The organism is Polyangium spumosum (assembly GCF_009649845.1).
Lineage (GTDB): Bacteria > Myxococcota_A > Polyangia > Polyangiales > Polyangiaceae > Polyangium > Polyangium spumosum.
Map to the genome: position 1 here is coordinate 751131 of NZ_WJIE01000001.1, position 13866 is coordinate 764996.

At 70.7% G+C, this 13866-nt stretch carries 11 protein-coding genes and 2 tRNA genes; 8 read left to right on the plus strand and 5 right to left on the minus strand.

The window, feature by feature from the left end:
* Window positions 1–7: 7 nt before the first annotated feature.
* The 3 genes from GF068_RS03220 to GF068_RS03230 all read right to left on the minus strand — a co-directional run bounded on the left by GF068_RS03220 (window position 8) and on the right by GF068_RS03230 (window position 1468).
* Entirely contained in the window at window positions 8–1174 is a 1167-nt protein-coding gene (locus tag GF068_RS03220) for an AAA family ATPase (RefSeq protein WP_153817791.1), read from the minus strand.
* A 116-nt stretch (window positions 1175–1290) separates the two neighbouring features.
* Window positions 1291–1365 (minus strand) — tRNA-Gly (locus GF068_RS03225).
* A 31-nt stretch (window positions 1366–1396) separates the two neighbouring features.
* Window positions 1397–1468: transfer RNA gene (locus GF068_RS03230), tRNA-Gly, on the minus strand.
* Between the two features lie 305 nt (window positions 1469–1773).
* On the opposite strand from GF068_RS03230, the gene GF068_RS03235 reads away from it, so the two are divergent.
* On the plus strand, window positions 1774–3039 hold the full coding sequence (locus GF068_RS03235; protein WP_153817792.1) for an FHA domain-containing protein: 1266 nt from the start codon (window positions 1774–1776) through the stop codon (window positions 3037–3039).
* 54 nt (window positions 3040–3093) lie between these two features.
* Here GF068_RS03235 and amrB read toward each other — a convergent pair whose 3' ends face one another.
* Window positions 3094–4332, minus strand: a complete 1239-nt coding sequence (gene amrB, locus GF068_RS03240) for an AmmeMemoRadiSam system protein B (RefSeq protein ID WP_153817793.1) — start codon at window positions 4330–4332, stop codon at window positions 3094–3096.
* Window positions 4333–4428: 96 nt separating this feature from the next.
* On the opposite strand from amrB, the gene GF068_RS03245 reads away from it, so the two are divergent.
* On the plus strand, window positions 4429–5019 hold the full coding sequence (locus GF068_RS03245) for a YkgJ family cysteine cluster protein (RefSeq protein WP_153817794.1): 591 nt from the start codon (window positions 4429–4431) through the stop codon (window positions 5017–5019).
* A gap of 2 nt (window positions 5020–5021) precedes the next feature.
* On the opposite strand, the gene GF068_RS03250 is transcribed toward GF068_RS03245, so the two are convergent.
* On the minus strand, window positions 5022–7187 hold the full coding sequence (locus GF068_RS03250; RefSeq protein WP_153817795.1) for a RelA/SpoT family protein: 2166 nt from the start codon (window positions 7185–7187) through the stop codon (window positions 5022–5024).
* 278 nt (window positions 7188–7465) lie between these two features.
* On the opposite strand from GF068_RS03250, the gene hemW reads away from it, so the two are divergent.
* The 6 genes from hemW to GF068_RS03280 all read left to right on the plus strand — a co-directional run bounded on the left by hemW (window position 7466) and on the right by GF068_RS03280 (window position 13855).
* The gene (hemW, locus tag GF068_RS03255) at window positions 7466–8692 is read left to right on the plus strand and encodes a radical SAM family heme chaperone HemW (protein WP_153817796.1); all 1227 of its coding nucleotides are present in this window, start codon (window positions 7466–7468) and stop codon (window positions 8690–8692) included.
* A gap of 422 nt (window positions 8693–9114) precedes the next feature.
* The gene (locus tag GF068_RS03260) at window positions 9115–9786 is read left to right on the plus strand and encodes a tetratricopeptide repeat protein (RefSeq protein WP_153817797.1); all 672 of its coding nucleotides are present in this window, start codon (window positions 9115–9117) and stop codon (window positions 9784–9786) included.
* 55 nt (window positions 9787–9841) lie between these two features.
* On the plus strand, window positions 9842–10942 hold the full coding sequence (locus tag GF068_RS44775; protein WP_153817798.1) for a polyprenyl synthetase family protein: 1101 nt from the start codon (window positions 9842–9844) through the stop codon (window positions 10940–10942).
* Window positions 10939–11964 carry a mevalonate kinase gene (mvk, locus tag GF068_RS03270; RefSeq protein ID WP_338046192.1) on the plus strand — a complete coding sequence of 342 codons (1026 nt, stop codon included), beginning with the start codon at window positions 10939–10941 and terminating at the stop codon, window positions 11962–11964. The genes GF068_RS44775 and mvk overlap by 4 nt, the downstream gene beginning before the upstream one ends.
* On the plus strand, window positions 11961–12950 hold the full coding sequence (gene mvaD / locus GF068_RS03275; protein WP_338046193.1) for a diphosphomevalonate decarboxylase: 990 nt from the start codon (window positions 11961–11963) through the stop codon (window positions 12948–12950). The genes mvk and mvaD overlap by 4 nt, the downstream gene beginning before the upstream one ends.
* Complete coding sequence (locus GF068_RS03280) at window positions 12947–13855, plus strand: GHMP family kinase ATP-binding protein (protein ID WP_153817800.1); 909 nt, start codon at window positions 12947–12949, stop codon at window positions 13853–13855. Before mvaD ends, GF068_RS03280 begins: the two co-directional genes overlap by 4 nt.
* Window positions 13856–13866 lie beyond the last annotated feature (11 nt).

Here is a 13866-nt window from a genome sequence, read left to right on the forward strand (position 1 = left end):
GCGCTCTTCAGATCTGCGCGAAACGACCGCTGCGGAAGGAGGCCTCGAGGAGCTGCGCGACGCGCTTCTCGAGCTCCCGCGCGCGTGGATCGGTGATCCCGGCGAGGGCGGTCTTGATCTCGCCGAGGGCCTTGAGCTGGCTGAAGAGCTGCACGTCGCCGAGGGCGGTGCCGCCGGTGAGGAGCTGGCGGATGCGATCGATCTCGGAGGCGAGGGCCTCGACGCCGACGCCGAGGGCGCCGACGCGGCGGCGATCGGGGTGCTCGCGGAAGAAGGCTTCGAGCACGGGCTGGACGATGCCTTCGAGGATCGCGGCCTGGTCCTGGTTGTTCCAGATGTGCTTGAGGACGAAGAAGTCGCTCGCGTCGGTGGTGCTGCGGCCGTCGAGGTAGGCGCTCGCGGCGAAGAGCTTGAGCATCTTCACCACGCGACGATCGGAGAGCGAGACGCCTTCGGCGCGGATCTGGAAGACGATGCCTTTGTAGGCCGAGAGGAACGTGTCTCCGAAATTCATCCGGCCGCCGAAACTCTTGCCGAGATCGGCGAGCTCGCGGGCGGTGACGACGGGCTTGAGGCCCTCGCCGGACATCTGGCGGATCTCGTGCTGGATGCCGCGCTGGAGGAGCTCGCTGAAGTGGTACGCGTCGAGGTTGTCCGAGTGGACGCGCAGGAGGAAGCGGTCGAAGATCGCGTTCAGCGTCTCGTCGCCGGGGACCTCGTTCGAGGCGGCGAAGACGCTGATGAGCGGGCAACGCATGACCTTGCCGCCGCTCGTGAACTTGCGCTCGTTGAGGAGCGTGAGCAGGGCGTTGAGGATCGCGCTGTTCGCCTTGAAGACCTCGTCGAGGAAGACGACCTCCGCCTCGGGCAGCATGCCGTCGGTGTTGCGGCGGTAGGTGCCTTCGCGGAAGGCGACGATGTCGACGGGGCCGAAGATCTCGTTTGGCTCGGTGAAGCGCGTGAGCAGGTACTCGAAGTAGTTCGCCTGCATGAGCTCCGAGAGGGAGCGGATGAGGGCGCTCTTCGCGGTGCCGGGCGGGCCTAGCAGCACGCAGTGCTCGCCGGCGACGACGGAGATCATGAGAAGGCGGATGATCTCGTCTTTGCCGAGGAACTGTCGTTCGAGGGTGCTCGCGAGCTGACGGAGTCGCTCGTGAAGAGGCGCGGGCGGCATCGCCGAGGATGCGTATCACAACGCGACGCACGCTGGCCGCGTTTGTGCCCGTTTCGAAAACACGAAGGCCGGCTCGCGTGTATTTTGCGGCCGGCCTTTCGTTATTTACTGCTTTCTGGAGCGGGAGACGGGATTTGAACCCGCGACGTCAACCTTGGCAAGGTTGCACTCTACCACTGAGTTACTCCCGCAGTGGTGCTGCGAAACGACTTCGATTTTCAGAGCGGGAGACGGGATTTGAACCCGCGACGTCAACCTTGGCAAGGTTGCACTCTACCACTGAGTTACTCCCGCAGACTTCGACATCGCCTTCAATAGCACGATGGCGAGGGCTGTCTCGGGTTTTTCCCGATTCAATCGGGAGGTCCCCGAGGAGGGCCCTACTGCGTACCGAGGCGCGCCTCGTCAGCAGCGAGGCCGTTTCTACTCGGCGGTTTGGAAACTGTCAAGCCCTGCGCCCCAGACAGTTGCCTCTTTGAATTCCAAGAGTATCTTCTTCATCCGTTGCATCGGACGGCCTGGCCGGAGCGTAGGCCGTTGGGGGTTGCAGCACAGGCGGATGGGGCACCGTCGCGTGCTCCGCACAGTTGGGGGGAATCATGAACGAACAGCAAGCTGCTTTGCGTATCAACTCCGCTTCGAACACGGAGGCGGTCAGCCAAGCACAAAAAGAACACCGGTCGGGCGTCTTCGCCAAAGGACGGCGAGACGGCAGCGGCTGGGGCCTCGTGCTCGTCGGGTGGAACGGCGAGCTCGCGCCGGTCACGTTGACCGACGGCGCGGTCATCGGGAGCGCGTCGCGCGACGCGCACGTGGAAGGCGCAGGGATCGCGCCGGAGCACGCGAAGGTCAGCGTCCGAGCGGACGGCTGCTACGTCGAGGATCTCGGCACGCCCGACGGCACGTTCGTCGACGGCGTGCGCGCGCGGCGCATCGGGCTCAGCCACGGCGACGTGGTCCGCCTCGGCAGCCGCATCGGCGTGTTCGTCGAGCGTGACCTCAGCGCGTACGGCGGACAGGTCATGCGCACGGGCCCGCTCGTCCACGGCCCGCGGCAGCGCAAGGACTGGATCGATCCGATCTTCGACCTCGTGAAGGGCGGCTCGTGCGTGTGCATCGAGGGCGGGCCCGGCACGGGCAAGCGCACGATGGCGAAGCTCGCCGCCGCGCTGCGCGAAGGCGTGGGCGACATCGTCACGGTCGACGGGCGCGCCGAGGGCAAACCGACGATCCCGGCCGGCGTTCGTCCGATGACGTGGGTCGTGCTCGACGCGGATCGGCTGCCTCGCCCGCAGCAGCTCGAGATCGCGCACGCGGTGGGTCGCACGAGCGGCGTGTCGGTGATCGCGACGGTGGGGCAGCCCCTCGATCGCGCGGTCGGCGACGGCAAGCTCGCGCCGTGGTTCGCTTCGCTCTTCTCGGGCAAGCGCGTCACGATCACGCCGCTCGAGTACCGCCGCGAGGACATCGCGGCCATCGTGCAGGACATCGCGGAGCGCCGCGGCATCGAGCTCTCGCGTATCACGCCGGAGCTGCTCGAGTCGCTCGTACGCGCGGGCTGGCCGGGCGGCGTGCCGCAGCTCGAGACGACGCTCGTCGCGGCGGCCGAAGGCGCAGGGCCCGAGGGCGCGATCCACCCGTCGTCGATCGCCTCGTCGCTCGCGCGCGCGAGCCGCACGAAGCCCTCGCTGCCGCCCGCCACGGATCCTTCGCTCGCACGGGCGCGCCTCGAGGACGCGCTCGCCCGCGCGAACGGCTCGGTCGCGTCGGCGGCGCGTTCCCTCGGCATGTCGCGCCAGGCGATCTACCGCGAGGCGGAGCGCCTCGGGCTCGACATCGCGCGCCGCAAGTTCTCGCGGAGCTAGCCGCGGCGGAACAGAGGGCCGTGCGGGGACACGGCCCCTCGAGGACGTCGCCCTTCAGGCGACGAACGCCAGCGACGCGTGGCTGACGATCGATCCCTCCACGGGATCGACGCACTGCGTGTAGTGCAAGAGCCGCCCCGTTGCCGACCCCGGCAACGCTCGGAGCGCCGTGTAGATCGGGCCGAGGCCACACACGCGCCTCGTGTCGAGATCCTCGGCGACCTGCGAAAAGAACCCGCTCGCGTCGTGCTCCACCATGAGGCGGATCGACTCCGCGTCACGCGCCTGGAGCGCGTCGCGCTCCGCGGCGTCGAGCGGGCGTGGGTCGCCGAAGCGTGGTCCCACGTGCGCGAGATCGGCGCCCGCGATCAGGAACGAACGCGCGCCGCGCCGCTCCACGAGCTCGACGAGCGCCGCGAGGAACGACTCGGCGCGCGCGTCCTTCTGTGGATCACGCCCCCTCGCCTGCGCGTCGCCGAGGCCGCAGAGCACGGGCACGATCCGCGCGGGTCGATCGCCGAGCAGGTGGCGCAGGAAGATCACTTGCAGCTCCAACGAGTGTTCGCCCTTGTGCAGGTACTCGTCCTCGCGCACGTCGAAGCGGCTCTGGCTCGCGAGGAACACGAGCGCGTCGTGGTCGGGCTCGAGCGCGCCGAGCGGCGTGGCGAAGCGCTTGTCGCAGACGGCGAAGGGCTGGCGCATCGGCGCGTGTGACGTCCCGAGCAGGAAGAACGTGTCCACCTCCGGGGGCAGCGCCTCGGCCAGCGCGCCGTACGCGTGGCCGTAGCCCTCGGCCGCGCGCCAGAGGTCCATGTGGGGCGCGCAGAGGCCGACCATGCGGCCGTGCGTCGCGCCGCCCTCGCGCGGCGCCTTCTGCAGGCAGGCCTCGTCGATGTAACGCGCGAGCTCGTCCGGATCACCATGGTAGGCGCCGCCGGCGTGGTGCGCGGGCCGCTCGGTCGCCGCGGCGAACGCGGCCACGACCTCGCGTCGCCTCGCCTGGTAGCGGGGCGTCTCGAGCATGTAAGCGGCGTCGAGCTCGGAGACGATCCGCGAGACGAGCGCGACGTCGATCATGCGGCCGATGATGCGGCTCGCGCGGCGGGCGATGCCGTCCATGGAGCTCGCGCCGTCCATACACGAGACGATCGGGGCCAGGTCTCCGCGGATCGCCACCGGGCTCGGCGCGATGCCCTCGCCGTCGCGGAGCAAGAGCGCCTTCCCGAACGTCGGGTGCGGAACGAAGATGGCCTCGATCGGCCGCAGCCGCGGGTGCGCGTGCGGGTTCGGCATGGTCACCGCGGAGGATAGCGCTCGGAGCCCACACGCAAAGTGAGGCGCGCGCGTTGGAAAGGAGCTTTTCCCGCGTATGCTGCGAGCGATCGATCCATGTCCCGCACGAAGTCGTCCGATCGTTCGCCCGCAAAGACCCGCACGAACACTTCGCCTGAAGGCGATCGGCTCGTGCCCTTGTTCGAAGAGCTCGCCGCGATCTACCGCGAGGTCGACGCTTCGTTCGCGGGGCAGTCGTGTCCTGCGTCGACTGAGTGTTGTCGCTTCGGCGTCACGGGGCGCGAGCCCTACGTCACGTCGATCGAGCTCGCGCTCGTGCAACGCGCCATCGCCGCGCGTGGAGGCGCGCGCGCGATCGGACGCACGCCGCCGCCGCTCGCAGGCCACGAGGACAACTCGCGTGGCAAACGTCGCCTCACCACGCTCGACGAGCGCGTTTGCCCGCTGCTCGACGAGCGCGGCCGCTGCGCGATCTACACGTCGCGTCCGTTCGGCTGCCGCACGTACTTCTGCGAGCGCGCGACCGGGACGGCCGGCGTCGATCAACGCGGCATCAACGCCTTCGTTCGCCGCATCAAGGATCTCGCGGCGCGTCACGCCCCCGAGGGAGACCTCGGCCGGCCGCTCACGCGTGCGCTCGCGGGCGCGAGCTCGAGTTCAGGATCGGGCCCTCGACGCAGGCGCTAGGCCTACGTTCGTTCCACGGCCATCACGCCCGGGATGCGCTGGAGCTGCCGGATGACGCCCTTGAGCTGCGCGAGGTCCGAGCAAAGGAAGGTAAACGTGTTCGTCGCGCGGCCGTCGTCGCCCGCGCGGCACGTCGCTTCGCTGATGTTGATGCCTTGCTCGTGGAACGTCTGGCCGACCGTGGCGAGGATGCCCGGCCGGTTCGCCGTCATCACGCGGAGCTGCACCGGGCGGTTGATCTTCGCCCGCGCGTCCCAGGAGATCTCCACGCGGCGCTCCGGATCGGTGTCGAGCGCCTTCGGGCAGTTGCGGCGGTGCACCGTGATGCCGCGGCCGCGCGTGATGAAACCGACGATCTCGTCCCCCGGCAGCGGGTTGCAGCACTTCGTGTAACGGACGAGCACGTCGTCGATGCCGTTCAGGCGGATGCCGTGGTTGTCGCGGCCCGTCACCTTGCGGACGAGCGACTCGATGCGGCTCTCCTTGAGGGACGGCGGCGGCAGCGACTCCTTGTCGCCGGCCTGCGGCGGGGCGAGGAACTCGATGATCGCCTTCGGGCTGTGCTTGCCGTAGCCGATGCCGATCAGGAGCTCGTCGAAGGTCTGCGCGTTGAAGTGCTCGCAGAGCTTGCGGACCTCCGCCTCGTTTTTCGTCAGGCGCGCCATGCTGATGCCGCGCGTGTGGAACTCCTTCTCCAGGAGCTCACGCCCGAGCTTCAGCGAACGCTCGCGCTGATCGGCGCGCAGGTGGCTGCGGATGCGCGACCGCGCGCGGCTTGTCGAGACGTGATCGAGCCAGTCCTTGTTCGGCTGCTGGCTCGGGTTCGTCATCACCTCGACGACGTCGCCGTTCCGGAGCTTGTAGCGGAGCGGCACGATCGCGCCGTTCACGCGGGCGCCCGAGCAGTGATCGCCGACCTCGCTGTGGATCGCGTAGGCGAAGTCGATCGGCGTCGCGTTGCGCGGGAAGACGCGCACGTCGCCCTTCGGCGTGAAGACGTAGACCTCGTCCTGGAAGAGGTCGACCTTCACGCTGTCGAGGAACTCGTGCGGGTCCTTGAGCTCCTTCTGCCACTCCATGAGCTGGCGTAACCAGCCGAAGCGCGCCGCGTCCTTCGGGTCGAGGCCACCCGAGTGGCGCTCCTTGTACTTCCAGTGCGCGGCGATGCCTTGCTCCGCCACGCGGTGCATCTCGTGCGTGCGGATCTGCACCTCGATGCGCTCGCGGCCCGGGCCGATGACCGTCGTGTGCAGCGACTGGTACATGTTCGGCTTCGGCAGCGCGACGTAGTCCTTGAAGCGGCCGGGCACGGGCGTGTACTGCGAGTGGATGACGCCGAGCGTCGCGTAACACTCGGCCACCGTCTCGACGAGCACGCGGAAGGCGATGACGTCGTAGACCTGGTCGAAGTCACACTGCTGCGACTGCATCTTGCGCCAGATCGAGTAGTTGTGTTTCGCCCGGCCGGTCACCTCGGCGGCGAAGCCCTGCTCGGCCAGCTTGCCCGCGAGGATCTTCGAGACGTCGGTGATGTACTTGTCGCGCTCGGCCTTCGAGCCGAGCACCTTCTGCGAGAGGTCGGCGTGGGCCTCGGGCTCGAGGTACCTGAAGGCGAGGTCCTCGAGCTCGCTCTTGAAGCGCGCGATGCCGAGCCGGTTCGCGAGCGGCGCGTAGATCTCCATCGTCTCGCGCGCGATGCGGTCCTGCGCCTCGGGCTTCATGTGCTCGAGCGTCCGCATGTTGTCGAGGCGGTCGCAGAGCTTCACCAGGAGCACGCGGATGTCGCGCGCCATGGCGACCAGCATCTTCCGGAAATTCTCGGCTTGCCGGTCTTCCTTCGAGGCGAAGTTGATCTTCGACAGCTTCGTCACGCCGTCGACGAGGAACGCGACCTCCTGCCCGAACTCGCGCTCGATGTCCGTGAGCGTCGCGAGCGTGTCCTCGACGACGTCGTGCAAGAGCCCGGCGACGATGCTGGCCACGTCGAGCTTCAGCTCGATGATGATGCCGGCGACCGAGACGGGGTGGGAGAAGTAAGGGTCGCCGCTCTTGCGCATCTGGCCCTTGTGCGCTTGGGCGGCGTAGTCGTAAGCGCGGGCGATGAGCTCGACGTCGGCCCCGGGCTGATACGCCTGGACCCGCTCGATCAGCTCTTGAGACGTCAGCATACGCGGTTGGGCCGGTGCCCGGGCACCGTCCTGAACGTTCACGCTAACACCCCGTGTTTCGCCCGGCAATTGAATGACCATGGCTCACGCGCTCCGCTTCTTCTTCCTTCGAGCGACCGAGGCCCTCGCGCCCGACCGGGGCCATGCGGAGCCCTCCTCGACACACTTCCTGCACGAACCGCAAACGCCAACTTGCGCACGGACGCGCCAGCGCCCAAGGGGTCATCGCGACCTTCGGGGCCACGAGCGCCAGAGACCACCGCACACGTAGAAAATCCATGCAGCCGATCGGCGTCTATGTCCACTTCCCGTGGTGCCTGAAAAAGTGCCCTTATTGCGATTTCGTGTCCTTCGCCAAGGAGCGGGACGGAATCGAACACGAGCGGTACGCCGACGCCATCCTGGCCGAGCTCGAGCGCCGGGCCGGCGTCTTCGAGGGGCGGACGCTCGCGACGGTGTTTTTCGGCGGGGGGACGCCGTCGCTCTGGGCGCCCCGGGCGCTCGGGCGGGTCCTCGCCGGGATCCGGGCCGCGGCAGGGCGGGCCGTCGAGGACGTCGAGGTCACGGTCGAGTGCAACCCGAGCTCGCTCGACGAGGACCGCGCGCGCGCCCTCGTCGACGTGGGCGTGAACCGGCTGAGCGTCGGGGTGCAAGGGCTCGAGCCGGAGCGCCTACGTTTCCTCGGGCGCTTGCACGACGCCGAGGGCGGGCTCGACGCGGTGCGGGCCGCGCTACGCGCGGGCGTGCCGCGGGTGAGCGCGGATCTCATCTACGGCGTGGCCGTGCCGGCGCCGGAGGCCGGTCCGCGGTACCTCGCGGGCGGGCCGACGCAGGAGCAGTCGCCGAGCGAGGCGGCGGCGGAGGCGCGGCGCGTGGCCGAGACCGGGGTCACGCACGTCTCGGCGTACAGCCTCACGATCGAGCCGGGGACGCAGTTCGGCGAGCTCTCGCGGCGAGGGCGGCTTCCGATCGCCGACGAGGACCACGTGGCCGAGACGTTTTTTGCGATCGAGGAGGCGCTCGGGCGCGCGGGGCTCTCGCACTATGAAGTCTCGAACTACGCGCGCGAGGGGCACGAGGCGCGGCACAACCTCGGCTACTGGCGCGGGCATGACTACGTGGGCCTCGGCTGCGCGGCGTTCGGGACGGTGAGCGGCGAAGGCGCGGGCGTACGCGCGGGGTTCGCGCTCCGGTACCGGAACGTGATCGATCCGGCGCGGTACATGCGGGCGGCGCTCGCGGGTGAGGCCGAGGTGGAGAGCGAGGAGCCGCTCGATCCGGAGACGCGGCTGCGCGAGCGGATCATGCTGGGGCTCCGGCTCCGGGGAGGGTTCGACCTCGAACGATCCGCGGCGGAGGTCGGCACGGAGGCGTGGACGCCGTCGCGGCGGCGCGCGGCCGAGCGCCTCGCCGAGCTGGGCAAGCTCACGATCGAGGGCGGGACGATCCGCGTGCCCCGAAACGCGTGGGTGCTCGCCGACGGCATCGCCGCGGAGCTGTTTTAGTCCGCCCTGACAGCCCGGAGCCTTGCCCTGACAGCCCGGAGCCTTGCCTCGACGCCCCGGAGTCTCACCTCGACGCCCCGGAGTCTCACCTCGACGCCCCGGAGTCTCACCTCGACGCCCCGAAGCCGCTTCGAGACGACCCCCCGCGCTTACCTCGACGCTCCCGAGCCGTACCTCGACAGCCCCGAGCCGTACATTGACGCCCCCGAGCCGTACCTCGACAGCGCCGAGCCTTGCCCTGACACCCCGAAACCGTTTCGAGACGGCCCCCCGCGCTTGCCTCGACGCCGTCCGCGTTTACCTCGACGCCCCGAAGCTTTACCTCGACGCGCCGAAACCGTTTCGAGACACCCCAAGGTCGTTTCGAGACACCCCGAGGTCGTTTCGAGACACCCCGAGGCCGCCCCCTGGTATCGAAACGCGTGCTCGAACACGCCCCGCGCCGCGTCGTCACGCTCGCCTGCGTCGCGCTTGTCCTCGCGCTCGCCGCAGAGGCGCGCGGGCAAGAGAACGACACGACGAGCTGGGCCACCAAGCAAGCCGCGGAGCTCGTGCGGCAAGCGAACGCGCACGCCACGCGAGGCGACGACGCGGCCGCGCGGCGAAGGCTCGTCGAGGCGATCACGTTGGATCCCACGTACGGGCCCGCGTACCTCGGCCTCGCAGCGCGACACGAGGCCACGGGTGACGTGGTGGAGGCGGAGCGCGTGTACACCGCGGGGCTCGAGCGCGTCGCCGGCTTCGTGGAGGGGCACGCGGCGCGCGGGAGGTTACGCAAGCGCCTCGGGAGGTTACGCGAAGCCGCGGCGGACTTCGAAGCGGCGCTCTCGTTCGCCCCGGACGACGCCGCGGCGCTCGAAGGGCTCTTCGTGACGTACGTGGCGCTCTCCGCGTTGCCGGCGGCGCTCGCGGCGAGCCGGCGGATGGAGGCGCTCGCGGAGGCGCGCGGCGACGCGCAGGCGCACAAGGAAGCTCGGGCGCGATCGCGGGCGCTCGTGGTGTTACTCGCAGAGCTCGATCCGGTGATGGGCGGCGCGCGGGATCGTGGGCCCGTGCGCCGCGCGCTCGCGCGTCATACGCGGCGGGGGCGGTGACGCGCCGGCCCTGCCATTGACCGACCCGGGCCCGGCTCCTACGCTCGCGCGCCCTATGAATGAAGGCCTCACGAAGGCGACGGTCGAGCCCGGCAAGAATGAAAACGGGTTCCTCGGGTTGCTCGCGCAGATCAAGCCCGAGATCGAGCGCCGCATCGCCGCGCGGTTCGACGAGAAGATCACGAGGGCGCGCACGTACGGCGCCGAGATCGCCGCGATGCACGAGGCGGCGCGGGACCTCTCGCTCCGCGGCGGCAAGCGCGTGCGCGCAGGGCTCATCGCCGCCGGGTGGATCGCCGCCGGAGGCGAGGGCCCGCTCGACGCGGCGATCGACGCCGGCGTCGCGTTCGAGCTCCTGCAGAGTTACCTGCTCATCCAGGACGACTGGATGGACAACGACGCGACGCGGCGCGGCGGTCCGAGCGTCCACGCGGCGCTCACGAAGAGGCTCGGGGGCGAGCACATCGGGGCGACGGCGGCGATCCTCTCGAGTGACATGACGTGGGGGCTCGCGGTGGAGACGCTGGTGTCGATCCCGGGGCTCTCGGCGGAGCGGCGGCTCGAGGTGACGCAGGTGTTCCTGCGGATCCACGAGGACGTGGTGCTCGGCCAGCAGATCGACGTGCTCGGCAAGGCGGAGGACGTCGAGGCGATGCACGACCTCAAGACCGGGAGCTACACGATGCGCGGGCCGCTGCTCATCGGCGCGGCGCTCGCGGGTGGATCGCCGGAGCTCTGCGCGGCGCTCGCGCGTTTCGCGGCGCCGCTCGGCGTCGCGTTCCAGCTCCGCGACGATCTGCTCGGGACCTTCGGAGACCACGCGGAGACGGGCAAGCCGGTCGGCAACGACATCGTGGCGGGCAAACGCACGAGCCTCGTGGCCGAGGCGGCGCGGCGCATGAACGAGGACGAGACACGCGCGCTCGCAGCGGCGCACGGGCGAGCGGACGCGGGCGCGGACGCGGTCGCCGCGGCGACGCGGGCGCTCGTGACGTCGGGCGCGCGCAGGGCCGTGGAGGAGCGGCAGCGGGCGCTCTGCGAGGCGGCGATGAAGGAGCTCGCGTCGATGACGGTGACGGCCGCGGCGCGATCGATCCTGGCCGGCGTGGTGGACGCGCTCCGGGTGCGGCCCGCCGCGGAGGAGGCGCGCTCGTGACGGAGAGGACGAGCGCGGAGGGGACGGCGTCGGGCAAGGTGATCCTGTTCGGCGAACACGCGGTCGTCTACGGATCACCCGCGATCGCGGCTGGCCTCGATCGCGGAGCCCACGCCCGAGCGACGCGCCTCGCGAGCGGGCCGAGCACGCTCCGGATCGGGGACGAGACGGTCGTGGCGGATGGTTCGTCCTCGAACGATCTCGAGCGCGCGTTCCACGCGTTGCTCACGGTCGCGCCCGCGCTCCCGCCCGTGCACGTGGAGGCGCGTAGTGATCTGCCGCCGGGCGGCGGCCTGGGCAGCTCGGCGGCGCTCTCCGTGGCGATCACGCGCGCGGCGGAGGCGCTCGCGCGTGGGCAGGAAGAGGACGCGGCGATCGAGGCGCGTGTGCTCGAACGTGCAGCCGCGTGGGAGCGGATCTTTCACGGCAACCCCTCCGGCATCGACGCGATGGCCGCGGCGCGAGGCGGCATCTTCCGGTTCACGCGCGCCGAGGGGGCGCGGCCGATCCTGCCGCGCCAGGACCTCGCCTTGTGTGTGGGATCGACGGGGCAGCCGTCGTCGACGCGGGAGACGGTCGGGCTCATCGCGTCACAACACGCGAAGGATCCCGTGCTCGTGCAGCGATCGATCGACGCGGTGACGTCGATCGTGGGCAACGCCGTGCTCGCCCTCGAGGCCGGTGACCAGCGCGCGCTCGGGGATCTCATGAACATGAACCAGCTCGTGCTCTCGGGGCTCTTCGTCTCGACGAGCGAGCTCGAGGAGCTCTGCGCGCTCGCGCGGGCCTCGGGCGCGCTCGGCGCGAAGCTCACGGGAGGCGGCGGCGGCGGCTGCGTGATCGCGCTCGTGCCGCCCGCGTTCCAGAGCGACGGCACGCGTGACGAGGCGCGCGAGGCCAAGAGCGCCGCGCGGATCCTCGACGCCTGGCGAGGCGCCGAGGGCCGCTACGAAGGATTTTACGCGCGGATCCGCGCAGGCAGGCGCGCCCCGACGGAGCGCGCCGAAGGAGGACTGTCGTGACGATACGCGCGGCCAAGGCGACGGCGCATCCGAACATCGCGCTGGCGAAATACTGGGGGAAGCGGGCGGACGGCGTGAACCAGCCCGCGGTGCCGAGCCTCTCGGTGACACTCGCGGGCATGGCCACGACGACGACCGTGACCTTCGATCCGGCGCTCGTGGAGGACACGTTCCTGCTCGGCGGCGCGCCGGCCGACGAGGGCCCGCGCGCGCGGGTGGTGAAGCTGCTCGATCGGGTGCGTCGCGCGGCGGGGTTCGAGACGCGGGCGCGTGTCGAGAGCAGCAACGACTTCCCGACGGCCTCGGGCCTCGCGTCGAGCGCGTCGGGCTTCTCGGCGCTCGCGCTCGCGGCGCTCGCGGCGGCGGGGCTCGACACGGATCCGGCGCGCGTGAGTGATCTCGCGCGAAGGATCTCGGTGAGCGCGGCGCGTTCGGCGTTCGGCGGGTTCGTGGAGCTGCCCGTGGGCAACCCCGGCGAGGGGGACCTCGCGGCGATCCCGATCGCGCCGGCGGATCACCTCGCGTTACGTGTCGTCGTGGCCGTGACGCGGGAAGGGCCGAAGGCCGTGGGCTCGACGGACGGCATGGAGCACACGGTCCGTACGAGCCCGTATTTTCCGGCGTGGGTCGCGTCCGCGCCCGCGCTCTGCGCCCGCGTGCGCGAGGCCGTGCTCCGGCGGGATCTCGAGGCGCTCGGCGTCGCCGCCGAGGAGAGCGCGCTCGCGATGCACGCGACGAGTATCGCCGCGCGGCCGGGGCTCATTTACTGGACCGGCGGGACGGTGGAGGCGCTCGAAGAGGTGCGACGCATGCGGGCGCGCGGGCTCGTCGCCTACGCGACGATCGACGCGGGACCTCACGTGAAGGTGCTGACGACGCCGGAGGACGAGCCACGCGTGACGGCCGCGCTCGCGGAGGTGCCGGGCGTGAAACGTACGATCGTCGCGTCGCCCGGCGAAGGCGCGCGGCTTTTGGAACGAACGTGATCACGCGGGCGCCGGGCAAGATCGTCGTCTCGGGGGCGTACGCCGTCCTCGAAGGAGCACCCGCGCTCGTCGCGGCCGTCGATCGCTACGTGGTGGCGGACGAGAGCCACACGAGCGAGCTCGTGACGGAGGAGGTACACGCGGCGATCGACGCGGGCGTGCTCCGCCACGCGCCCGCGTTCGACGCGTCGGCCCTGCGCGCGCCGATGCCCGACGGCACGACACGCAAGCTCGGGCTCGGATCGAGCGCGGCGATCCTGGTCGCCTCGATCGGCGCGGCGCTCGCCGCGACGATCACGGACGAGGCGAAGCTCAGGAGCGTGGTCTTCCCGCTCGCGCTCGCCGCGCACCGGAAGGCCCAGCCACGCGGCAGCGGCATCGACGTCGCTTCGAGCGTGTTCGGCGGCGTCGTCGCGTGCCGGCTCGTGAAGGACGGGGCGCTCGACGTCGCGCCGTTTGCCTTGCCGCGCGGCGTCGTGCTCGAGGTCTTCGCCTGCCCCACGGCGGCGTCGACGGGCGCGCTCGTCGAGAAGGTGCAGGCCGTGCGCGCGCGGGATCCCGAGGTGTATCGGAAGCTGCTCGACGAGATCGCGGACGGCGCAAAGGCCGCGCTCGAAGCCGAGGACGCGGCGGGGTTCGTGCGAGCGATCGCGGCGCAGATCGACACGCTCGCCGAGCTCGGCCGCGTGTCCGGCGCGCCCATCGTGGTCGACGACGTGGCCACGCTGCGCACGTTCGCGCGAGCGGAAGGCGCGAGCTTCGGGCCAAGCGGCGCAGGCGGCGGCGACATCGCCTTGTGGATCGGCCCCGCGCCCTCGTCCGCCGCCTTCCGCGAGCGGGCTGCCACGCTTCACCTCGAGCCCCTCGACACACGTATCGGCGCGCCCGGGCTCTCCGTCGGTTGAACGATCCGAGC